The organism is Tessaracoccus flavus (genome assembly GCF_001997295.1).
Classification (GTDB): Bacteria; Actinomycetota; Actinomycetes; order Propionibacteriales; family Propionibacteriaceae; genus Arachnia; species Arachnia flava.
Genome location: NZ_CP019605.1, coordinates 1618683 through 1640046, shown reverse-complemented (window position 1 = coordinate 1640046; position 21364 = coordinate 1618683). Strand labels below are relative to the sequence as shown.

15 protein-coding genes and 5 pseudogenes are annotated in these 21364 nt (G+C 67.8%); 13 read left to right on the top strand and 7 right to left on the bottom strand.

Annotation, left to right across the window (positions count from 1 at the left end; translation table 11 throughout):
* Positions 1 to 44: 44 nt before the first annotated feature.
* From RPIT_RS07495 to RPIT_RS07485, 3 genes and pseudogenes are all read left to right on the top strand, one after another.
* Positions 45 to 1438: pseudogene (locus RPIT_RS07495) on the top strand (IS1380 family transposase).
* A gap of 167 nt (positions 1439 to 1605) precedes the next feature.
* The gene (locus RPIT_RS07490; protein WP_218121679.1) at positions 1606 to 2775 is read left to right on the top strand and encodes a CsbD family protein; all 1170 of its coding nucleotides are present in this window, start codon (positions 1606 to 1608) and stop codon (positions 2773 to 2775) included.
* Positions 2776 to 2884: 109 nt separating this feature from the next.
* A complete protein-coding gene (locus RPIT_RS07485; RefSeq protein WP_226996227.1) occupies positions 2885 to 4228 on the top strand; it encodes a hypothetical protein in 1344 nt (447 codons plus the stop codon).
* A gap of 170 nt (positions 4229 to 4398) precedes the next feature.
* On the opposite strand, the pseudogene RPIT_RS07480 reads toward RPIT_RS07485, so the two are convergent.
* Positions 4399 to 5199, bottom strand: a pseudogene (locus RPIT_RS07480) (IS1380 family transposase); the annotation flags it as partial.
* Between RPIT_RS07480 and RPIT_RS07475 the strand changes: the two are divergent.
* A pseudogene (locus RPIT_RS07475) lies at positions 5161 to 5937 on the top strand (transposase); the annotation flags it as partial. The pseudogenes RPIT_RS07480 and RPIT_RS07475 overlap by 39 nt on opposite strands.
* A gap of 231 nt (positions 5938 to 6168) precedes the next feature.
* Here the strand turns inward: RPIT_RS07475 and RPIT_RS07470 are convergent.
* Complete coding sequence (locus RPIT_RS07470) at positions 6169 to 6921, bottom strand: hypothetical protein (RefSeq protein ID WP_143028313.1); 753 nt, start codon at positions 6919 to 6921, stop codon at positions 6169 to 6171.
* Positions 6922 to 7082: 161 nt separating this feature from the next.
* Here RPIT_RS07470 and RPIT_RS07465 point away from each other — a divergent pair, with 161 nt between their 5' ends.
* The 3 genes from RPIT_RS07465 to RPIT_RS07455 all read left to right on the top strand — a co-directional run bounded on the left by RPIT_RS07465 (position 7083) and on the right by RPIT_RS07455 (position 10035).
* On the top strand, positions 7083 to 7400 hold the full coding sequence (locus RPIT_RS07465) for a helix-turn-helix domain-containing protein (protein ID WP_157633339.1): 318 nt from the start codon (positions 7083 to 7085) through the stop codon (positions 7398 to 7400).
* Between the two features lie 406 nt (positions 7401 to 7806).
* A complete protein-coding gene (locus RPIT_RS15660; RefSeq protein ID WP_226996226.1) occupies positions 7807 to 8349 on the top strand; it encodes an integrase core domain-containing protein in 543 nt (180 codons plus the stop codon).
* 489 nt (positions 8350 to 8838) lie between these two features.
* Entirely contained in the window at positions 8839 to 10035 is a 1197-nt protein-coding gene (locus RPIT_RS07455; RefSeq protein ID WP_077341999.1) for an IS110 family RNA-guided transposase, read from the top strand.
* A 150-nt stretch (positions 10036 to 10185) separates the two neighbouring features.
* Here RPIT_RS07455 and RPIT_RS07450 read toward each other — a convergent pair whose 3' ends face one another.
* Positions 10186 to 10830: a DUF2461 domain-containing protein gene (locus tag RPIT_RS07450; RefSeq protein WP_218121673.1), complete on the bottom strand. Its 645-nt coding sequence runs from the start codon at positions 10828 to 10830 to the stop codon at positions 10186 to 10188.
* 89 nt (positions 10831 to 10919) lie between these two features.
* Here RPIT_RS07450 and RPIT_RS07445 point away from each other — a divergent pair, with 89 nt between their 5' ends.
* Positions 10920 to 14456 carry a S8 family serine peptidase gene (locus tag RPIT_RS07445; RefSeq protein WP_077341997.1) on the top strand — a complete coding sequence of 1179 codons (3537 nt, stop codon included), beginning with the start codon at positions 10920 to 10922 and terminating at the stop codon, positions 14454 to 14456.
* Positions 14457 to 14653: 197 nt separating this feature from the next.
* Here RPIT_RS07445 and RPIT_RS14970 read toward each other — a convergent pair whose 3' ends face one another.
* Positions 14654 to 14827, bottom strand: a complete 174-nt coding sequence (locus tag RPIT_RS14970) for a hypothetical protein (RefSeq protein WP_157633338.1) — start codon at positions 14825 to 14827, stop codon at positions 14654 to 14656.
* Positions 14828 to 14957: 130 nt separating this feature from the next.
* On the opposite strand from RPIT_RS14970, the gene arr reads away from it, so the two are divergent.
* Positions 14958 to 15908 (top strand): NAD(+)--rifampin ADP-ribosyltransferase, encoded by a 951-nt coding sequence (gene arr / locus RPIT_RS07440; protein WP_077341995.1) that lies wholly within the window; start codon positions 14958 to 14960, stop codon positions 15906 to 15908.
* 46 nt (positions 15909 to 15954) lie between these two features.
* Here arr and RPIT_RS07435 read toward each other — a convergent pair whose 3' ends face one another.
* Positions 15955 to 16173 carry a hypothetical protein gene (locus tag RPIT_RS07435; RefSeq protein WP_077341993.1) on the bottom strand — a complete coding sequence of 73 codons (219 nt, stop codon included), beginning with the start codon at positions 16171 to 16173 and terminating at the stop codon, positions 15955 to 15957.
* Between the two features lie 38 nt (positions 16174 to 16211).
* Positions 16212 to 16667 carry a hypothetical protein gene (locus tag RPIT_RS07430; protein ID WP_077341991.1) on the bottom strand — a complete coding sequence of 152 codons (456 nt, stop codon included), beginning with the start codon at positions 16665 to 16667 and terminating at the stop codon, positions 16212 to 16214.
* Here RPIT_RS07430 and RPIT_RS07425 point away from each other — a divergent pair.
* Positions 16606 to 17514 (top strand): annotated as a pseudogene (locus RPIT_RS07425) (IS110 family RNA-guided transposase); the annotation flags it as partial. The gene RPIT_RS07430 and the pseudogene RPIT_RS07425 sit on opposite strands and share 62 nt — an antisense overlap.
* A gap of 277 nt (positions 17515 to 17791) precedes the next feature.
* Positions 17792 to 18262: pseudogene (locus RPIT_RS07420) on the top strand (DEAD/DEAH box helicase); the annotation flags it as partial.
* A gap of 43 nt (positions 18263 to 18305) precedes the next feature.
* Here the strand turns inward: RPIT_RS07420 and RPIT_RS07415 are convergent.
* Complete coding sequence (locus RPIT_RS07415; RefSeq protein WP_077341987.1) at positions 18306 to 18908, bottom strand: CueP family metal-binding protein; 603 nt, start codon at positions 18906 to 18908, stop codon at positions 18306 to 18308.
* 129 nt (positions 18909 to 19037) lie between these two features.
* On the opposite strand from RPIT_RS07415, the gene RPIT_RS07410 reads away from it, so the two are divergent.
* A complete protein-coding gene (locus RPIT_RS07410) occupies positions 19038 to 20705 on the top strand; it encodes a glycoside hydrolase family 13 protein (RefSeq protein ID WP_077341985.1) in 1668 nt (555 codons plus the stop codon).
* 175 nt (positions 20706 to 20880) lie between these two features.
* On the top strand, positions 20881 to 21360 hold the full coding sequence (locus tag RPIT_RS07405) for a tetratricopeptide repeat protein (RefSeq protein WP_077341983.1): 480 nt from the start codon (positions 20881 to 20883) through the stop codon (positions 21358 to 21360).
* Positions 21361 to 21364 lie beyond the last annotated feature (4 nt).

The following is a 21364-nucleotide window of genomic DNA, read 5'->3' as shown; positions in this document are numbered from 1 at the left end:
TTTTGCGAAGCACAGTCATTCAACAAGCGAGGAGCACCTTCGAGGTGAAGAGTACCGGCTCGTATCCCAGGGTTCATGTCGATACCGCGAAGGTGACCGCGGTCGGGCAGGCTGGCGGGATCCTGCTGACCGAAACCATCCGCGCGGCCGGCCTGGACCGGGCCCTGTCGGAGGCGCTGGACCGGTGGCGGAAACCGTTGGCGGTCCACGATCCGGGCAAGATCATCTGTGATCTGGCGGTGTCGCTGGTGCTCGGCGGTGAAGCGTTGAGTGACCTCGCTACCCTGCGCGCTGAACCAGGGGTCTACGGCCCGGTGGCGTCGGATCCGACTGTGTCGCGCCTGATCGCGGCCCTGGCCGAGGACGCGGACAAGGCCATCAAGGCCATCGCGGGAGCTAGGAAGCAGGCCCGCGCCACGGTCTGGGCCCTGGCCGGTCACCATGCCCCCGACCACGAGTCGACTGCCGAGGATCCGCTGATCATCGACTTGGACGCGTCGTTGATCACCGCGCACTCGGCAGATGCAGCGCGCGGCTGCGACGTTGAAGACGAGGCTTCGGGTTCCACCCGTTGCTGGCGTTCACCGACCACGGCCCCGAGGGCACCGGCGAAGCCCTGGAGGTCCACCTACGCCCCGGGAACGCCGGTTCGAACACCGCCGCCGATCACATCACCGTCACCAAACAAGCTCTCGCGCAGCTCCCCGACCGGAACCCGCGGCCCGGACGCCGCGTGCTGATCCGCGCGGACGGGGCCGGCGGCACGAAGGAGTTCACCAAGTGGCTGACCGGGCGCAGGGTGGCGTACTCGATCGGGTTCACCCTCCCCATGGACACCCCCGACCTCTACCACCTGGTCCCGGAGTGGGTTTGGGTGCCGGCCCTCAACAGCGATGGCGAGGCTCGCGAGGGGGGCGATCTTGCTGACTTCACCGGACTGCTGGATCTCGACGGTTGGCCTGCCGGGATGCGGGTGATCGTCCGCCGCGAACGGCCCCACCCCGGCGCTCAGCTGCGGTTCGACGACGTCGACGGCTACCGGCTCACCGCCTTCGCCACCAACACCACCCTCGGCACCCTCCAGCAGCTGGAGCTCAGGCATCGTCGACGCGCCCGCTGCGACGACCGGATCCGGATCGCGAAAGACACCGGACTGGCCAACCTCCCGTTGCACGGGTTCGACCAGAATCGGATCTGGTGCCAGATCGTCGCGCTGGCCTCAGAGTTGCAGGCCTGGAGCGCGATGCTGGCCCTGGCCGGTCATGAAGCCCGCCGCTGGGAACCGAAACGGCTCCGCTACCGGCTCTACACCATCCCCGCGACCCTCGCCAGAAGAGCCCGCCGCACCGTCCTGCACCTCACCGAGCAATCCCCCTGGAGCGGGCTGATCATCGACAGCACCGGCCGACTCCGAAACCTCCCGGCACCAGCCACCTGACCCTCAGACCTCCACACGTCCCTCTGAATTTGGAAGCTCCCGGCCTGGAAACCCGCACCGCAGCGTCACGCGGGGCCTTGTCACACCCACCTGCAAGAATCAGAACAACCTCGACGCCACCGGCGCCGACCAGCCCCACACAGGGCCGTCATGAACTATCGAGGCTAGTGAAGGGAGGACCCACCATTGGCCACCGCCATGCCGGATGGCCTGCTCTCAATTGGTGGGTCCAGTCTCAGAATTTGTCTGCTGCGGTCGATAGTCTCCTGTCAATCGGGGTAGTACAACAGACGGAGATCGCGATGGTTGATCCGCTCAGGATGGACAAGGCCAAGGAGAGCCTCGGTAAAGCGAAGGAGGGCCTGGGCAAGGCTAAGGAGGGCCTCGGTAAAGCGGCCGACAGCACCGGCAGGTTCGCGCGGGACAAGTCGGAGCAGTTGGTCGAGCGGACCGGTGATCTCCGGGATGCTGCCATGGAGACCGTTGAGGAGTTGACTGGGAAGAAGCCCGATCCCTATGTGGAGGCCATCGCTGAGTACAACGGCGCCTTCACGCAGATGAACGACAAGGGTAGTTCCCTCCTGCGCCAGCGCGAACGCTCGACGGACCTCATCGAGCTGGTCGAGTTGCTTGTGAATAGCATCGCCAACACCCCGAAGTCGTTCGACGCCGACTTCGAGGAGGTTGAGTATCACAAGGCTCACTTCGTTGAGGCGACGGAGTTCGCCCGGAAGGACCTGGAGGCAGCGCGTCAGTCGGCAGCCGGTGCTGGCGCAGGGTTCGCTGCGGGGGCCGCGGTCGCGAGCATGGCTCCGACGGCGGCGATGTGGGTTGCTACGACCTTTGGCGCGGCATCGACCGGCACCGCGATCTCCACCCTGTCGGGAGCTGCGGCGACCAACGCCGCTCTGGCCTGGCTTGGAGGAGGGGCTCTGGCGGCGGGGGGTGGTGGAACGGCTGCAGGCAGTGCCTTGCTCGCGCTCGCGGGCCCGATCGGCTGGACGATCGCAGGGGCCACGCTCCTGGTGTCGATCACGCTGTTCGCCAGGAAGAAGTTCCAGAACCGCGACGAGAAGCAGGCGGCGGTGACTGCGGTGAAGCAGAACACCGCACTCGTGAAGGGCATGGACACTCAGATCGATGACATCCTCGGGCGGACCACCTCGGTCCGCGAACAACTGATGGGCAGCTACGGCCAGGCGCTGGAGTTCTTCCGCGCCGACTTCCTGGCGCTGTCTGCGGCCCAGCGGTCGCAGCTGGCCGCTTTGGTGAACAACACGAAGGCGTGTGCGGCCCTGCTCAGCCAGCGTGTCGAGCAGGACAGTCAGGATGCGTGACGCGGCAGCGCTTGCGAAGAGCAATCAGGAGCAAGCGGTCGCTGCATGGGTGAACCACCTCAATCAGCTCAGGTTGGACAACCTGCTTAGCGCCTTCGGGCGCCAGGACTTGAATCTCCATGACGCTCTCGCCAGTATCGACGAGGCGATCAAGAAGATCGACTTCGAAGTGGTCGCTGCCAACCGCGGCGGCGTCAAGGGCATGCACGGCTTCATCGCCGAGGTTGCCGAGGTGGGCGTCGGCAACGCCCGCAGCCAGATCCTCGGCGAGGACGCCGTCTACCAGTGGGTCAACGACAACGGCCCCGTGGACCTGATCCGCGGCGGCGTGGAGATCCAGCAGAAGTTCGTGCTTGCCGGCGGCCGCCTCGGGCTAGGCGCGATCGCGGAACACCTGGAGAGGTATCCCGACTTCGTCAAGAACGGCGGGACCTACCAGATCCCCCGCGACCACTTCGAAGTGATCCAGAAGCTCCACGCCATGCCACCCGAAGAAGCACGCAAGTTCCTGACCCGCAGCGGCGACGGCCCATCACTGAGGGGCTGGGAACGGGTCCAAGACTTCTTCGGCCAGGGCTCAATGGGCATCGACTCCCTCGAACCCTCCCACCTTGACTACAACCAGGTCCAGAAGGGGACCTACAACTCAACCCTGGAGGCGGAGAAGGAGTCCCTCCGGACCACCGACCAGTCCCGCAGGAATGACGCCTACCAGGAGAGCCGGCCGACACTTCAGGAGGCCGCGAAAGCCACCGTTGTGGCGGCTGCCATCGAGGGCGGTACCGCCTTCGTCATGGCCGTGGTCGAGAAGCGCCGCCAAGGGAAGAAGCTCAAGGAGTTCACGAGCGAGGACTGGACCGACATAGCGGGCGAAACCGGTTTCGGCTTCGCGAAGGGCGGTGTCCGAGGGCTCAGCATCTACACGCTCACCAACTTCACCGCAACGTCAGCAGCCGTCGCGAGCTCGATCGTCACCGCCGGCTTCGGTATCGCGGAACAGGCAAACAAGCTCCGCCGCGGCGAAATCGATGAACTTGAGTTCATCGACAACGCCGAACTCGTCGCCCTGGAAGCCGCCGTCAGTGCCCTGTCATCCTTCGTCGGGCAGGCACTCATCCCAGTGCCAGTCCTCGGCGCCGTGATCGGCAACACCGTCGGCACCATCATGTACAAGACCGTCTCCACCTCCCTCTCCCAGCGGGAGGCGGAATTGATCGAACGCTACCTGGACGAGCAACGTGTACTTGATGAGCGGCTTGCCAGTGAGTACCAGGAACTCATCGAAATGCTCGATGCGAGCATGGCCGACTTCCTCGACCTTCTCGACCGCGCCTTCTCACCCGATGTGGAAATCGCCCTTCGTGGATCGGTCGAACTCGCCAGCGAGCTCGGTGTAGCCACAGAAGAGATCCTCGACTCCGACGAAAAGACCCTCGCCTACTTCCTTGACTAGCCTCGATCTTTCATGAGGGCCCTGTTCGGGGGTTGTCGGCGCCGGTGGTGTCGATGTTGGTCTGATTCTTGCACCTGGGTGTGACAAGACGCCGCGTGACGTTCGCGGTGGGCGGGGTTCCAGGCCGAAGGGGTATTCCAGGATCGAGGCGGATGGTCGGGGCCGCGGGGTCAGGTCGCTGGGGCCGGGAGCCCTTGGAGCTTGGTGATGCCGGCGTGGATCAGCCCGGCCCATGGGGATCGGTCGCTGAGGTGGAGGTGGATGCGTCTGGCTCTTCGGGCGATGGTGGCGGGGATGCTGAACAGCCGGTAGCGGAGCCGTTTCGGTTCCCACCGGCGTGCTTCGTGTCCGGCGAGGGCGAGCAGCCCGGTCCAGGCCTGCAGCTCGGACGCGAGCGCGATGATCTGGCACCAGATCCTGTTCTGGTCGAACCCGTGGAGGGGGAGGTTCGCCAGCCCGGTGGTCTTCGCCTGCCTGATGCGGTCCTCGCAGCGGGCGCGGCGGCGGTGCCGGAGCTCGAGCTGTTGGAGGGTGGCGCCTCTGGTGTTGGTCGCGAACGCGGTGAGCCGGTAGCCGTCGACGTCGTCGAACCGTAGTTGCGCTCCGGGGTGGGGTCGTTCCCGGCGGACGATCACCCGCATCCCGTCGGGCCAGCCTGTCAGGTCGAGTAGTCCGGTGAGCTCGGCGAGATCGGCCCCGTCGCGGGCTTCACCATCCGCGTTGAGGGCCGGGAGCCACACCCATTCAGGGATCTGGTGGTAGAGCTCGGCGGTGTCCATGGGGAGGGTGAACCCGACCGAGTACGCGACCCGCCGCCCGGTCAGCCACTTCGTGAACTCCTTCGTGCCGCCGGCCCCGTCCGCGCGGACCAGCACCCTCCGCCCTGGGCGCGGGTTGCGGTCGGGGAGCTGCGCCAACGCGGCCTTGGTGACAGCGATCACATCGCTGTCACCAAGGCCGCCCTCGCGCAGCTCCCCGAGAAGAATCCCCGGCCGGGCCGCAGGGTCCTGGTCCGCGCCGACGGCGCCGGCGGCACGAAAGAGTTCACCCGGTGGCTCGCGACTCATCGGATGGCGTATTCGGTGGGATTCACTCTCCCGCTCGACACCAGCACCCTCTACCAGCAGATCCCCGACTGGGTCTGGGTCCCCGCCCTCAACGCCGACCGCCAGGCGCGGGAAGGGGCGGATCTGGCCGACTTCACCGGACTGCTCACCCTCGACGGTTGGCCTCCCGGGATGCGGGTCATCGTCCGCCGGGAACGGCCCCACCCCGGCGCACAACTCCGCTTCGACGACGTCGACGGCTACCGACTCACCGCCTTCGCCACCAACACCACCACCGGCACCCTCCAGCAGCTGGAGCTCAGGCATCGTCGCCGCGCCCGCTGCGAAGACCGGATCCGGATCGCGAAAGACACCGGACTAGTAAACCTGCCCCTCCACGGCTTCGACCAGAACCGGATCTGGTGCCAGATCGTGGCGCTGGCCTCCGAGTTGCAGGCCTGGAGCGGGATGCTCGCGTTGGCCGGTCACGAAGCCCGCCGTTGGGAACCGAAACGGTTGCGCTACCGCCTCTACAGCATCCCCGCGACCTTGGCCCGCCGCGCTCGCCGGGTCGTGCTACATCTGGCTGAACAGTCCCGCTGGGCCGAGTTGATCCTCGACGGCATCGGCCGGCTCCGCGACCTCCCAGCACCAGCTACCTGACCCAGGCGCCCACCCCGTCCACCTCAACGAAAGAACCCTCGGCCGGGAAGCCCGCCCCGCAGACGTCATGCGGGGTCCTGTCGCACCCACCTGCAAGAATCAGAACAACCTCGGCGCCACCGGCGCCGACCAGCCCCGATCAGACCCCTCATGAAAGATCGAGGCTAGGCGCCGGGAAGTTGTGACGGGGTCAGGTATCAAAGAGACGGCAGCAGCCGGAACTTGAAACGGCTACTCAGTAATGAGCTCAGCGAGCTCAGCGTGGAAGCCTTTAGCTGAGTCGACGAAGACGGCATCAGCGCTGTGATGGGTGGCATAGTCACCGAAGTCATCGAGATTCTCCAGCGACACGTCGGGGTGATGTGAGAGCCAATTCTTCATATCGATACAAAGCATGTCTATCGACTCCTCGTCGCTAAGGGCAGTTACTGAGCGCATCTGTGCGATTCCGGTCGTCGCGTCGCGTCCAGCCATGCGCATGAGCGGAGGCAGGACCGTCTCGATCTTCCGGAACCACCGAGGTCGTTGAACAGCTTCAGCCAATATGATGGCATGCACGGCAACCGATGGGACCTCGTGAATCCGTGACGCAGCCTTAGCGTAGTTCCACGCGTCGAGCCCCATATCGCGCCTTGCCCTCAGAAACAGAGATCTCGAGTCGGTTTCACGCGACAGCAATCGAGTCGCCCCAGAGTAGACGAGGGCTGCGAACATCGCCGTCCACACTGCGTTTAGTAGCTCACTGGGATAGGGAATCAAGACAGCAAAGAGGTTCCTTGCGTGGAAGCCAACGAACCCGCCCAAGGTGCTCAATCCGTGGCTGATAATCCGAACAAGCCGGATCTTTGCAGGGTTCGCGGTTTCGCGTGCAGCGCGCCAAGTGTGGAAGAGCCCATACGAGACGAAGACCGCGAGGCAGGTGATAGTCGCCAGGGTGGGTCTCACGCCAAGTCTCTCTGCTGTCGCCGAGATGGCGAGCGTCACGCCGAATGCTGGTCCCATGCGGAAAGCCAAGTGCCATCCGATACTGAAGCGTCCGAGTTGGCCAGTTGCGGTGTGGACATTGACGTAAGACCCGGGCCAGTTTTGTCGCGCGTCAGACTTAGTGGCAGGGCTGTTATGTAGGTCCTGAAGGAGAGTCCGACATGGGAAGACCACCAGTGATTCCGGTGGAGAAGAAGACCAGGATTGTGTTGAGCATCTTGGCTGGAGAGATGACGATCGCTGAGGCCGCTCGGCGGGAGAAGGTCAGTGAGCAGTCGATCGGTCGGTGGAAGGCTGACTTCCTCGAAGCGGGCAAGGCTGGGCTGGCGGCGGGTAGGTCTGGGCCCTCGACCCGGGAGCAGCAGTTGGAGGCGGAGGTCACTGAGCTGACTCAGGCGTTGGGTGAGGCCGCTGTCGAGATTCGGGTGTGGAAGAAGTCGGCGGAGGGCAGGTTGGGCCCTTCGAGGACCTCGAGGTGATCCGCAGGGAGGCGGGCATGTCGACCGCGAGGTTCGTGAAGCTGATCGACATGCCCGAACGCACGTGGCGCCGGTGGCAGGCCAAGGCCCGTCAGGATCGCCGTCCGAAGGGGCCGTGGCCCCAGCCGGCTCGTACGGCTGCGCGGGATCTGGTGGTGGGTCATGCGCTGGCTAAGCCGGCGTGGGGGCATCGCAAGATTTGGGCGCTGACCCGTCACTCCGGACACAAGGTCTCTCAGGCGACCGTGCTGCGGCTGCTGCGTGACGAGGGCCTGCTACTGGCCTCGGAATACCAGAAGCAGCGCCGTGACCTCGCCGCTGACCGGAGGGCCGCGTTCGCGAAGACCCCTGATGGCCCGAACCAGGTGTGGCAGTTGGACTTCTTGCGAGTTCGAGACCACCTCGGGTGGGACGTGGCGGATCGCAGGATGCCGGGATTGGTACTGACAAGTATGAGCACCCGTGGCATGTCTCACCCACCGGGAACAAGCACGACGCGATCGCCGCGGTCGAGCTCGCGTTGGCTGACTACGAGGCCCTGTTCGGACACCCGTTGGCCGAGGCCTGCCCTATCGATGAGGTCACTGGGGAAGTGCTGCCCGTGGTCACTATCGTCACCGACAACGGTGGCCCGTTCAGGTCGTTGGACTTCGAGTTGTTCATCACCTCGCACCCCGAGCTGAGACACGTCCGGACTCGGGTCAAGAGCCCCGGGCAGAACGGCTCACGCGAACGCGGGTTCGGGACATTGAAGTACGAACGCTTGTTCCTCGACGAGATCGCCGACGCGCTCACCCTGGTCGAACGAGCCGAGGACTACCGCATCGAATACAACACCCAGCGCCCCCACGAAGCGATCGCCTGGAACCGGCCCCTCGAGGTCCACCTCGGCCGCGCCAGCACGACAACACCCACCTTTGAACAAGAAGAAATCCTGCCAACTACTTGACGCGGGACAGTTTGACTCCAGTGCCCCGTAGGTTCCGAAAAGGAGCAGCGCGCCGACAGCCCCAAGTGCTATAGAAACTATCATCCGGGATCGCTGCCCGCCCTCTTCCTCAGCTACCGGTCCACTGTCGATGCGTTGACCCGCTCCAACCCTGTTAACGTTCGAACCGCGACACTACACTGCGTGGCACATGCGGGCGCAGTCTATCGACGCTGGGACTCATGACCTCCAATAACTGCCGCAAATACCTCTCGGCCCGTTACCTTCTAGGTAGCCCCGATGGTCGGGGTTCTGGTCACCAGGCCCGGCATGACTTACTGCCCCTGTCGTTGATGATCCGGGGGGTGTTGTCACCGGGTTCTGGTGGCGTGGGTTGATCGCTGATAGGGACACGGCCCGCTGCATCGACAGCGTGGTCTCTTCGTAACGTGGGTGCCGACGATCTTCGCCCGACTTGGTGACCAGAATTAGGTCCTAAGGAGGACTGTCATGGACCAAGACCGGTTCGACGTATTCGTCGGCCTCGATGTAGGCAAGGAACACCACCATGCCACCGCGCTCAACAGCGCCGGGAGACGTCTGCATGACAAGGCCCTGCCCCAAGACGAGGCTGCCCTGCGCGAGGTGTTCGACAAGCTCACCGTCCATGGGTCGGTGTTGGTGATCGTGGACCAGCCCGCCACGATCGGGGCACTGCCTGTGACCGTCGCTCGAGCGATGGGTATCGAGGTCGCCTATCTGCCCGGGCTGGCGATGCGCCGCATCGCTGATCTCCACCCGGGCAACGCGAAAACCGACGCCCGTGACGCGTTCATCATCGCTGAGGCCGGCCGCACCATGCCCCACGCGCTGCGACGCGTCGGCGGCGACGATGACCTCATCGCCGACTTGGCTGTGATCGTTGGGTTCGACGACGACCTGGCCAGCGAAGTCAACCGCGTCTCGAACCGGATCCGCGGCATGCTCACCCAGATCCATCCCGCCCTCGAACGCGCCATCGGCGCCAACATCGGCCACCCCGCGGTCCTCGCCCTGTTGGCAAAGTTCGCCGGCCCGACAGGCCTCGCTGCCGCGGGCAGGCGACGCCTGACCACCACGACGAAACCGTTGGCGCCCCGAATGCACACCCGGCTCGTCGACGCGATCATCAAAGCCCTGACCGAGCAGACCGTAGTTGTTCCTGGCACCCGCGCCGCCGAGCTGGTGTTGCCCCAACTGGCTGCCCAACTCCAAGGACTCCTGGCCCAACGCGCTGCAGCCGCGAAACAGGTTGAGGAGGCCCTCGATGCCCACCCTCTTTCCCAGCTCCTGATGTCAATGCCCGGAGTCGGCATCAGGACCGCAGCCAGACTCCTCCTCGACGTCGGTGACGCCACAGCATTCCCCACCGCAGGACACCTGGCCGCCTACGCCGGCCTGGCCCCTGTCACCCGCAGATCTGGCAGCAGCATCCGAGGCGAACACCCCTCACGAGCAGGGAACAAACACCTCAAACGGGCCCTATTCCTCTCCGCTTTCGCAGCCCTCCACGACCCCGACTCCCGCGCCTACTACGACCGGAAACGCGCCGCTGGGAAGAAACACAACGCCGCGATCATCTGCCTAGCCCGACGACGCGTCGATGTCCTCCACGCCATGCTCCGCAACGGGACCTACTACCAGCCAAGACCAGCCGTCGCAGCTTGACAGACACCATAGGGACACCCTCCTGACCTGCCGGCAGGCGCACGCCCGGACCGGCACACGCCGCCTCCCCGGACAACGCCGCCCGGCTCCAGCGGATGATTTGATTATCCGCCGGTGACCTGCTATCGGCAACAGTGAATCCGCGCGGATTCAGACCGTCTTCCCACCCAGCCGCTTCGCCAACCACTGCATCAGCGGGCGGTAGGCGCGCCAGTCGGCGGCGACGTGCTCCAGCAGTTCAGCGGTGGGCAGCCATTCGGGCTCCCCGTACTCGCGAGTCGCCGTCAGGCTCCGGTGCCGCAGCAGCTCCAGGTGGGGGTGGTCCGCATCAACGCCGCGGGGCCGGCTCTTCAGCCGCTCACCGCCGACGACGTACCCCGCTTCCCGCAACGCCCCCAGGAGGTCCTGCAGTTCACCACCCGCGTCCTCGTCCTCGAACACCTCGCGGTAGCGCGCCACCAGCTCGGGTCGGTCTGCCCACCAGCCCCCGGCTGTCATCAGCCCGTCGGCGCTGACCTGCACGTACCAACCCATCCCGTCCACGGGCGCGACGACCAGGCCCTGGTGCGTCTTGTACGGGGACTTGTCCGCGGAGAACCGCACGTCGCGGTTGGGGCGGAACAGCTTCGGAGTGCCGAACTCGGCCTCCAACAACGCACCGAGCGCCTCCAACGGCGCCCTGACGTCGTCGTCGTAGCGGGGCTTGTTGGCCAGCCACCACTCGCGGGAGTTGTCCTGTTCGAGGTCCTCGTAGAAGTCGACGGCGCCCAATGGGATTCCCTGAAATGTGCTCACAGCCAAACGATAGGCACGTATCAGGCCGCGGCGGAAGCGCCTCTTGAAAGGCATGGGGGTGAGCGCCATCCCCGTCGATCGGAGGGGTCATGAACCGCCACTATTACCGCAAGGACCAGGCCGTGGAGGTGGAGGAGGTCGACGCCGTCGTCGCCGTCCACACGGACACGCAGGCCGACGAGAAGTCGCGTTTCCGCCGCGCGGAAACCGAGGACCGGGCCGCCATCAGGAAGGCCGCCCCACAGCTGGACGACGACGCGCTGGACGCGTTCGAACGGGCCGGCTGGCTGGTGGTCAAGCAGAACGCTCGCGCCCGCAGGGCAGTGCGCGAGGGCACCGTGCCCGACGGCGCGGACGCGGCCGGGACGGTGCTGGTGCACGACGACGGACGCGTCGTGATCGCCACAGACGTGCTCACCGTGCAGCTCAACCCAGGAATGGGCCGGGCGGAGGTGGAGGCAGAACTCGACGCCGCCGGGCTGACTGTGCTGAACGAACTCCGCTTCGCACCCAACCTTTTCGAGGTGCGCACCGCGCAGGGCAACGCCTTGGACGCATCGGTGGCCCTCCACGAGAACCAGGCGTTCGTGTTCGCGGAGCCGTCGTTCATCGAACACGTCCCGCAGCGGTTCACCCCCGCTGACACGGAGTACGCGGACCAGTGGCAGTGGAGCAACACGGGCCAGGCCGGCGGCACCGCCGGGGCCGACGTCTCGGCCGAGGCGGCCTGGGACCACACCCGCGGCGCCGGGATCCGGGTGGCCGTCATCGACAACGGCTTCGACGCCGACCACGAGGACCTCGCCGCCGGCGTGGGTGCTGGCTCGGGCTTCTTCACCGGCGGCTCGCCTGCGGGGTTCACCGTCGGCACCGCGGGGATGCCCGACGAGAACCACGGCACTTTCTGTGCCGGCATGGTGGGCGCCCGGGAGGGCAACGCCCGGGGCGGGGTGGGTGCGGCCCCGGAGTCCGAGCTGATGCTGCTGGCCTGCCTGAACGACCAGGTTGGCTCACAGACCACGCTGGCCCGCGCCGTCGCCTACGCCGCCGATCCGTCCACCGAGGTGGCGGGCGCGGACCCGGCCACGGGCGCCGACATCATCGTCTCCAGCCTCGGCCCCAACGGCGCCGCCTGGACGCTGATGACCGTACTGGACCTGGCGCTGCAGGCGGCGGCCACCAACGGGCGCGGCGGCTTGGGCACGGCCATCTTCTGGGCGGCAAGCAACGGCAACAACGTCGACGTGGCGCTTGACCAGGTGGTCTCGCACGCCGACGTGATCGCCGTCGTCCGCTCGGACCGCAACGACATGGAGGACAACGCCGCCCGCGGCGCCGGGGTGGAGTTGATCGCACCCGGGGTCGACGTCGTGAACGCGTTCTCCGGCAACACCTACGGCCCGTGGACGGGCACCTCGTTCGCGGCTCCGTGCACCGCGGGTTGCGCGGCGCTGGCGCTCTCCGTGGACCCGGGGATGACCCGCGACCAGCTGCGCCAGCTGATGCGGGACACCGCGGACCAGATCGGCGGGGTGGTCTACGACGCCGCCGGACACAACGACGACTACGGCTTCGGCCGGGTGAACGCGTTCGCCGCCGTGGCCGGGGCCGCCCGCCACCTGCAACTGCTGACCCCGAACGTCGTGTTCAACGACGTACCGGAGGGCGATACCGTCGCCCGCGCCGTCGTGTGGGAGGTCTCGGGCGTGGAGGACTTCACCTTCGAGGTGTTCTCCGGACCCAGCACCATCACCGGACCGGCCGGTTCCTTCAGCCTGCTGCTCGGGCCGACGGTGACGGTGCCGGCACCCGGCGTCGGCGTCACTTCTCACGCCCGGATCTGGGTCACCTACACCGGCACCAACGCCGGGGACACCGCCACCGGCGAACTGGTGGCGCGCTCCCTGCTGACTGGTCAGCAGTGGACCATCGGACTCTCCGCCAACACCATCGAGCGCCCCACCGCGGGGGTGGTGATGGTGATGGACAAGTCCGGCTCCATGGATGCCGGTGCCGGCGACGGCCGTACCCGCGTGGAGGTACTGCGCGAGTCCGCCTCCGTGCTGGTGGACCTGCTGCGGCCCGAGACCGGGATCGGTGTGGTGCGCTTCGACCACGACTCCGACGTCGTCATGAACGTCACCGACGCCGGGCCCGAGGCGTTCGGGGCCGGGCGTGCGCAGGCCATCGCGGCGGTGGCCGGGCACGTGGCCAACCCGGGCGGTGCCACCTCCATCGGCGACGGCGTCGCAGCCGCTGGCACTCTCCTGGACGCCGTGAGCGGTGTGTACGAGAAGACGGCGATGATCGTGCTGACCGACGGGCAGGAGAACGCCCCGGCGCTCATCTCCGACGTCGCCGGCAGCATCGACGACACGGTGTTCGCGATCGGGCTGGGCGAGCCGTCGGCCATCAACCCGGCCAAGCTCACCGAACTGACCAACGGCACCGGCGGCTACGTGAACATGACCGGCGTGCTGTCCTCGGACGAGCGGTTCCTGCTGTCCAAGTACTACCTGCAGATCCTCGCGGGCGTCAGCAACGAGCAGATCGTGCTGGACCCGCAGGGCTGGATCCAGCCGGGCGATCCGGTGAAGGTTCCGTTCCAGATCTCGCGGGCGGATTCGGCCACGGACGTGATCCTGCTGGCTCCGGCGCCTTGGGTGGTGAACTTCCAACTGGTGGCACCGGGCGGCGAGACCATCACCCCGGCGACGTCGGGGGTCAGCTACGTGACCGGCGCCAGCGTCGCGTACTACAGGCTCAGCCTGCCGCACGTGGGCGCGGGTGGCGACGAGCACTGGGGCGGTGAGTGGACCGCGCTGCTGGAGGTGGACAAGGACCAGTTCTACAGGTGGCTGGCCAAGCTGGAGGGCTCGGACCCGAAGGCGTACGAGATGGCCAACGCCCACGGTCTGCAGTACGCGCTCGAGGTGCACAGCCGCTCCAGTCTCACGCTCAACGCGGCGCTGCACCAGGAACACATCCAGCCCGGATCCGTGCTGCACCTGGTGGCTCGGCTGTCCGAGTACGGGATCCCCGTGGACGACGACCGGGCGCGGGTCCACGCCGAACTCACGGGCCCGTCCGGGTACGACGAGGTGAAGCTGCACCAAACGGCGCCCGGGGTGTTCGAGGCCGACTACAAGGCGGCTGACTACGGCGTCTACCGGTTCCGGGTGGTGGCGCAGGGGCGCACGTTGCACCGGGAGCGGTTCACGCGGGAGCAGCTGGTCAGCGGCTCCATCTACGCACCACGGCCACCCGAGGGCGACCCGAGGCCACCCAAGGACGAGGACACCAACACCTGCACCGAGCGGATCCGCATCCTGGTCTCGGTGCTGGGCAAGGACCCGGCCCTGGTCAAGCGGTTGGAGGAGCTCCTGCGCCGGCAGGGCACCACGTTGACCGCCGTGCTGGAGTGCCTGCAGAAGATGGCCGGATCCACCCGTCCTGTTCCGGTGCGCCCGACCATCCCGGAGTTCCCGCGGCCCATCGACGTGTTCCGGCCACCCGTGCTGGACCCGTTCCGGGCCGAGGCCACTGACATCGCCGAGGTGCCGTTGACCGCTGCCGCACTGGCCGAGGGCCTGCGCCGCTTCGCCGACGGCCTCTCACCCGAGTAGCAACCACCCAGTGATCAGTTGCCCTCATCCGAAAGTCCCTACCAGTTTCCCTGAGGTGCGGGGAGAGACTTTCGCATCCCACGGTGCCGCGAAGCGGTCGGATAGCTGAGGTGCGAGGCACGAGCCTCGAAGGGCGTAGCCAAGTGTCCTTCGAGGCTCGCACCTCGCTCCTAAAGGTGCTGGTGGAGTGGGGCTTGCTACGCCGGACGGTTAGTGCGGAACAGCCCGCGAACCCCCCGGAGCAGCCCGAGCGTCAGTTGGTGGACGGCTGCCCCGACTGCGGCGTTGAGCGCGGCGAGCAAGGCCGCCCCCAGCAGCGTCGGCACCAAGGATCCGGACTGTTGGGCCACTCCGGTCACGAGCAGCAGCACGGGCCAGAAGCCGGCGGCGGCTGGGCGTTGACCCAGTCGGTCGCACTGCTGCCCCTCACCACGTGGGATCGAACCGCTCCACCAGCGCCAAGGTCAGCCGCGGGTGGCGCCGCGTTGGCATACTCGTGGGATGACCAGCGTCGGCGACTTCGCACTGACCATGGACGAACTGCGCGCGGTGACGGAGTACACAGTGGCCTGCGCCGTGCCGGTGCTCGGGTTGTTCGAGCAGGCAGCCCCCGACGACGATCGCCCGGCCTCTGCGCTCAAGGCGGCACAGGAATTCGTCGACGGCGAGGCGCGCTCGAAGCGGTTGCGGACCTCGGCCACCGAGGCCCATCGGGCGGGCAGGGAAGCACCCACGCAGGCGGCTGCGCACGCGGCCACAGCGGCAGGCGACGCTGCGGCGTCGGCATTCCTGCATCCGCTTGCCAACGGCACCCAGGTGCGCCACATCCTCGGCGCGGCGACGCACGCTGCCCGCGCGGCCGAACTGTCCCGCGGTGACGATCCGGTGGTGGCGGAGTACATGCTCCACGCCGCGGCCCGTCGCATGACGCCGACGGTGCGGGGCGTGCTCGGGCGCTACCCGCGCGCGCCACGGGGAAACACGCGGCACGCCGCACTCATGCAGCAACTGGACAGCCTGATCCGCGACCCGGCACCGCAACCCCAACCCGCCGACGACACGGGCCCGTTCTTCCACGGCACCCGGGCCGACCTCCGCCCGGGCGAACTCCTCACCCCCGGCTGGGGCACCAACTACGGATCGGGCAAGAAGTCGCAGCACATCTACCTCACGGCGTCGGAACAGGGTGCCCCGCTGGCCGCCGCGATTGCGCTGGGCGACGGCGCGCCTCGGGTCTACCGGGTGGAACCGCTGGGCCCCATCTACGACGACCCGAACGTCACGGACAAGAAGTTCCCCGGCAACCCGACGCGCTCCTACCGCACGACGGAGCCGCTGCGGGTGATGGAGGAGATCATCGGTTTCACGCTTCCGGACCCCGGCGTCGTCGAGCGGATCCGCGCGAGCGCGGCCGAACTCAAGGCACTCGGCATCGAGGCGATGGACGACTGACGGTTGAGGATTCGGCGCTCGGTCAAGCGCCCCGGTGGGCGGTCGATCAGCCCCTGGACAGGGGCTCAGCCAGGTCAGTCAGGTAGAGCACAGAACTGCTGGCCACCCAGTCGTTCCAGGTGTCGGCGATCTCCTTGCCCGGCATCTCGCTGTTGTCGCGCTCGAACTCCTCCGGGCTGGTGATCTCGACGATCTCCGCAAGATCCCATTCCGACGTCCCACCACCCATCAGGCCGGTGGCCACGAAGTCCTCGAACCCCACCACCGACGGCACCCACCACCCCGGCGCGGACCCAGCCCGACCTACCCCCGCACACTCACTCCACCAGCCGCGACGTCGTACGTCACGCCCGCCACGCGCAGGCCAACCAGCCGGGCATCCGGGTCGAAGTGCTCCAGCACCGGCTCAGCCGTCACGCCGCCGTCGGGATGCATCCGGACGCCGAAGACGGACTCGATCACCAGCTCGCACCACGCCCCTGCCGAGGAGCACGCCCAGTCGTTGATGTAGGGCCACCCGGGTGGGGCCTTGCGGGAACCGCCGTCCACCAGCGGGACGGCCTCCTCCACCATGTGCGCCTGCCCCGGCGGCCCTTGGTTGGTGGAGCGGGCGAGGCCGGGCAGCCACTCGGCGACGACGTCGGCGCCACCCAGCTGGATGGCGGCCCGGGCGGAGTCGGCCGGCCAGGCGGGGTAGGCGGGCAACGCGAAAACCGACGCCCGTGACGCGTTCATCATCGCTGAGGCCGGCCGCACCATGCCCCACGCGCTGCGACGCGTCGGCGGCGACGATGACCTCATCGCCGACTTGGCTGTGATCGTTGGGTTCGACGACGACCTGGCCAGCGAAGTCAACCGCGTCTCGAACCGGATCCGCGGCATGCTCACCCAGATCCATCCCGCCCTCGAACGCGCCATCGGCGCCAACATCGGCCACCCCGCGGTCCTCGCCCTGTTGGCAAAGTTCGCCGGCCCGACAGGCCTCGCTGCCGCGGGCAGGCGACGCCTGACCACCACGACGAAACCGTTGGCGCCCCGAATGCACACCCGGCTCGTCGACGCGATCATCAAAGCCCTGACCGAGCAGACCGTAGTTGTTCCTGGCACCCGCGCCGCCGAGCTGGTGTTGCCCCAACTGGCTGCCCAACTCCAAGGACTCCTGGCCCAACGCGCTGCAGCCGCGAAACAGGTTGAGGAGGCCCTCGATGCCCACCCTCTTTCCCAGCTCCTGATGTCAATGCCCGGAGTCGGCATCAGGACCGCAGCCAGACTCCTCCTCGACGTCGGTGACGCCACAGCATTCCCCACCGCAGGACACCTGGCCGCCTACGCCGGCCTGGCCCCTGTCACCCGCAGATCTGGCAGCAGCATCCGAGGCGAACACCCCTCACGAGCAGGGAACAAACACCTCAAACGGGCCCTATTCCTCTCCGCTTTCGCAGCCCTCCACGACCCCGACTCCCGCGCCTACTACGACCGGAAACGCGCCGCTGGGAAGAAACACAACGCCGCGATCATCTGCCTAGCCCGACGACGCGTCGATGTCCTCCACGCCATGCTCCGCAACGGGACCTACTACCAGCCAAGACCAGCCGTCGCAGCTTGACAGACACCATAGGGACACCCCCCGGCTGACTTCGGCCGGGACAATAAGTGACATGGACAGCGGTCTTGCGCGCTCTGCTCGTCCTGCAGGTATCTCCATGGGCCCACGTGTGTCCATCCGACCGTCAGCGGTTTCCTGTGCCCTTGCTGGGGAGGTCTATGCACTGGTCGAGCTGGTCATGGATCAAAGCGATGGGTAGCCGAAGCAGGGTCGATCGCATGATGTTCGATAGGTTGGTGCCACTGGGGTTCAGCACCCCGCGGGGGAGGACGTTGTCGTGAGTGAGTTGCTGCCCGGCCGTCAGGCCCTGCGGCTGCGTGCCGGCCTTCTCGATTTCCTGACAACCACTTTCGCCTTGGCTGACGCCGACGCGCGAGCCGCACTCCACGAGTTGCTCGCGGACGAGGACGCGGGGATGTTCAAAGGCCCCTATCTCCGCACGGGGATGCCGTTCGGCCCGGCCCCGCGCCGAGCCGTCGCTCCGCTGGACTGGATGCCCCCCGGCTTCAACGCGTACGCACACCAGGCATCGGCGTTCCGGCGGCTCTCTAGCCTGAACGGGCGTCCCCAGTCGACGCTGGTCACGACCGGCACTGGGTCGGGCAAGACGGAGGCGTTTCTGCTGCCGATCATGGACCACTGCCTGCGGGCCCGCCGCCAGGGCGTCGCCGGGGTGAAGGCCCTCATCCTCTACCCGATGAACGCACTGGCGAACGATCAGGCGCAGCGCCTCGCCCGCCTGATCACCCGGTGCCCGCACCCCCGAGGCGTCGCGGGTGCGGGCAGTTCCGTCAGGCCACCCGGAGCGTCGTCACGCAGGTCGGGTCGTCGTCGCTGGTGCCGAGGTTCACCTGGCCGGTGCGGCCGTCCTCGGTGGTGACGGACAGCGTGCCGGTGGTGCCGCGTGGCAGCCAGGTGCCGACGAACCCGTTGGCGCCGGTGCGGGTCTCGGCGGTGTGGACGACGGTGCCGTCCCCGTCCGTGACGGTGAGGGTGACGGGCGTGTCGACGAGCTCGCCCTGGCAGGTGGTGAGCGAGTGGTAGAAGCACTCGTGGGTCGTCTCGGCGAAGGGTGCGACGGAGACGTAGAAGAGGTCGGCGGGCAGCGGCAGGGTGGCTTCGCCGGCGTCGGTCGTGAGGAGTAGGTGGTCGGTGCGGACGCTCGCCATGAGCTCGCTGGGGCGGTCGTCGCCGCCGAGGGTCTCGAGGTGGTCAACGAGCTCGCGGCCGTCGCGGCCGGTGAGGTCGAACGGTGCGAGCAGTGCTGCGGCGTCGATGGCGGCCGGTGCGGTCGACGGCGCGGTGGGGGCGGCGTCGGGCCCGGGGGTGCAGGCGCTGAGCACAAGGGCTGCGGCCAGGGCGGGTGCTGCGGTGAGCAGGTGGCGGCGTCGCACGTGCGGTCTCCTTCTGTCGGGACTCAAGGCCCTAGGGTACCCAGCCGGGGTATCGTGCGCGGGAGGGACGAAGGTCCGTCGGATCTGACACGCGAGCAACGTTGCAGCGAGCACGCATAGGCTGGGTGCGTGACCCCGCAGAGCGCCCAGACCACGCCCGCCACGACCCAGCCCTGGTGGCGCGAGGCCGTCTTCTACCAGGTGTACCCGCGGTCCTTCGGGGACACGACGGGCGACGGTGTCGGCGACCTCGCCGGCATCACCGCCCGCCTCGACCACGTCGCCTCGCTCGGTGTCGACGCCCTCTGGCTCTCGCCCTTCTACCCGTCGCCGCAAGTCGACGCGGGTTACGACGTCGCCGACTACTGCGACGTCGACCCCATGTTCGGCACGCTCGACGACCTCGACACGCTCGTCGCGGCCGCGCACGCGCGCGACCTGCGCGTGACGATCGACCTCGTCCCCAACCACTGCTCCGACCAGCACCCCTGGTTCCAGGCCGCGCTCGCGGCCGGCCCCGGCAGCCCCGAGCGGGAGCTCTTCCACTTCGTCGACGGACGCGGTGAGCGCGGCGAGCTCCCCCCGAACAACTGGCGTTCCGCGTTCGGCGGACCGTCGTGGACGCGCGTCACCGAGCCCGACGGCACGCCGGGCCAGTGGTACTACCACCTCTTCGCGCCCGAGCAGCCCGACTTCAACTGGGGTCGCCCCGAAGTCCTCGCCGAGTTCGAGCGCATCCTCCGCTTCTGGCTCGACCGCGGTATCGACGGCTTCCGCATCGACGTGTCCGACGCGCTCATCAAGGACACGGCGTGGGAGGACACGCCTGACGGCAACCCGCTCATCCCCAAGGACGACGCGAGCGGAGTCCACGAGATCTACCGGGCGTTCCGCGCCGTCATGGACTCCTACGACGGCGACCGCATGGCCGTTATCGAGACGGGGGCGCCCGACGATGTCGTCGCGCTCTTCCTCCGGCCCGACGAGATGCACCTCGCGTTCAACTTCCGCTTCGTCAAGGCGGGTTGGGACGCGGCCGCGATCCGCGCGGCGGTCGACGACTCGCTCGCGGCGTACGGCGCGGTGGGTGCGCCGACGACGTGGGTGACGGACAACCACGACACGACGCGCTCGGTGACGCGCTACGGCGCGGACGTGCGGCTCGAGGGCGAGTACGTGCCGGGCTCGACGGCCGAGCTCCCGCTCGACGACGCCGCGCTCGCTCGCGGCACGCGCCGCGCTCGCGCGATGGCGGTGCTCCTGCTCGGGCTGCCGGGCGCGGCCTACGTGTATGCGGGGCAGGAACTTGGGCTCCCGGATGTCGTCGACCTACCTGCCGAGGTCCTCCAGGACCCGATCGTCGCGCGCTCGGGCGGCACGTCGCGCGGGCGCGACGGCTGCCGCGTGCCGCTGCCGTGGGCGGGCTCGCGGCCGCCGTTCGGCTTCGCGCCCGACGGCACGACGACGTGGCTGCCGCAGCCGGAGGACTGGGCGTCGCTGACGGCGGAGTCCCAGGCCGACGACGACGCCTCGATGCTCGCGCTCTACCGGGCGCTCGGCACGCTCCGGCGTGCCGAGCCCGCGCTGCGGGGCGGTGACGTCGAGTGGCTCGAGCAGACGGCGACGCGCCTCGTGCTGCGCCGGACCCCTGCCGCGGGCGTCGGGGGCCGGGCGCTCACGCTCGTCGTCAACCTCGGTGAGGAGGCGGCGCCGCTGCCCGACGGTGAGCTGCTCCTCGCGACTGCGCCGCTCGTCGGGGGGATGCTCGCGGGCGAGTCTGCGGGTGTCCTCGCCTGACCGCGGGCGGTCGGGCGGGTGAGGGTGCTCGGCGACGGGTGACCCACTTCTGTACCGGTTGCTGACCCCCGTGCGCGTTGTCAGACTTCTGAGTGCACGACCCCTGTCCGCTCTGCGCCAGGGAAGGCGGTGCGCCCGGAACGATCCGGTCGCCCTCACACCGAGGAGTCCTGCGATGGCCGCAGACACGACGACGCACTCGCACCCGACGACGGTGTCGGAGCCGCGCGATGCAGCGGAGGATATCCGCGTCGCCCTGCATCGGCTGAGCTCGTCGGCGCCCGAGGAGTTCTTCAACATCGCCAACGACCTGCGCGCGCTCGGCTGCGACGACGCGGCCGTGCCGTTCTACGAGAAGGCCATCGAGGCGGGTGTCCCCGAGGCCACATACAACCTCGCGCTGCTCCACCACGAGCGTGGCCGCACCGAGATCGCGCGCTCCGGGTTCGTTGCGGCCTCGGAGGCGGGTGACGCCAAGGGTGCGTTCATGGCGGCGCAGATCTTCGAGGCCTGCGGTGACGACGAAGCGGTTGTGAGGATGGCCAGCACCGATCACGCACAGCGCGTCCTCCGGCCGATGAGGTCGGTTATGTCGCCCGTCTCCACTTGCGCCAGCCTGGGCGAGACCGACGCAGCGGCCTGGTCGGTTGGCTAGTCGG

Bases quoted from the DNA above. Each gene is read 5' to 3' on its own strand.
- RPIT_RS07465 (WP_157633339.1), top strand. From the start codon at position 7,083: ATGGGAAGACCACCAGTGATTCCGGTGGAGAAGAAGACCAGGATTGTG.
- RPIT_RS07455 (WP_077341999.1), top strand. From the start codon at position 8,839: ATGGACCAAGACCGGTTCGACGTATTCGTCGGCCTCGATGTAGGCAAG.
- RPIT_RS07445 (WP_077341997.1), top strand. From the start codon at position 10,920: ATGAACCGCCACTATTACCGCAAGGACCAGGCCGTGGAGGTGGAGGAG.
- arr (WP_077341995.1), top strand. From the start codon at position 14,958: ATGACCAGCGTCGGCGACTTCGCACTGACCATGGACGAACTGCGCGCG.
- RPIT_RS07430 (WP_077341991.1), bottom strand. From the start codon at position 16,667: ATGGTGCGGCCGGCCTCAGCGATGATGAACGCGTCACGGGCGTCGGTT.
- RPIT_RS07405 (WP_077341983.1), top strand. From the start codon at position 20,881: ATGGCCGCAGACACGACGACGCACTCGCACCCGACGACGGTGTCGGAG.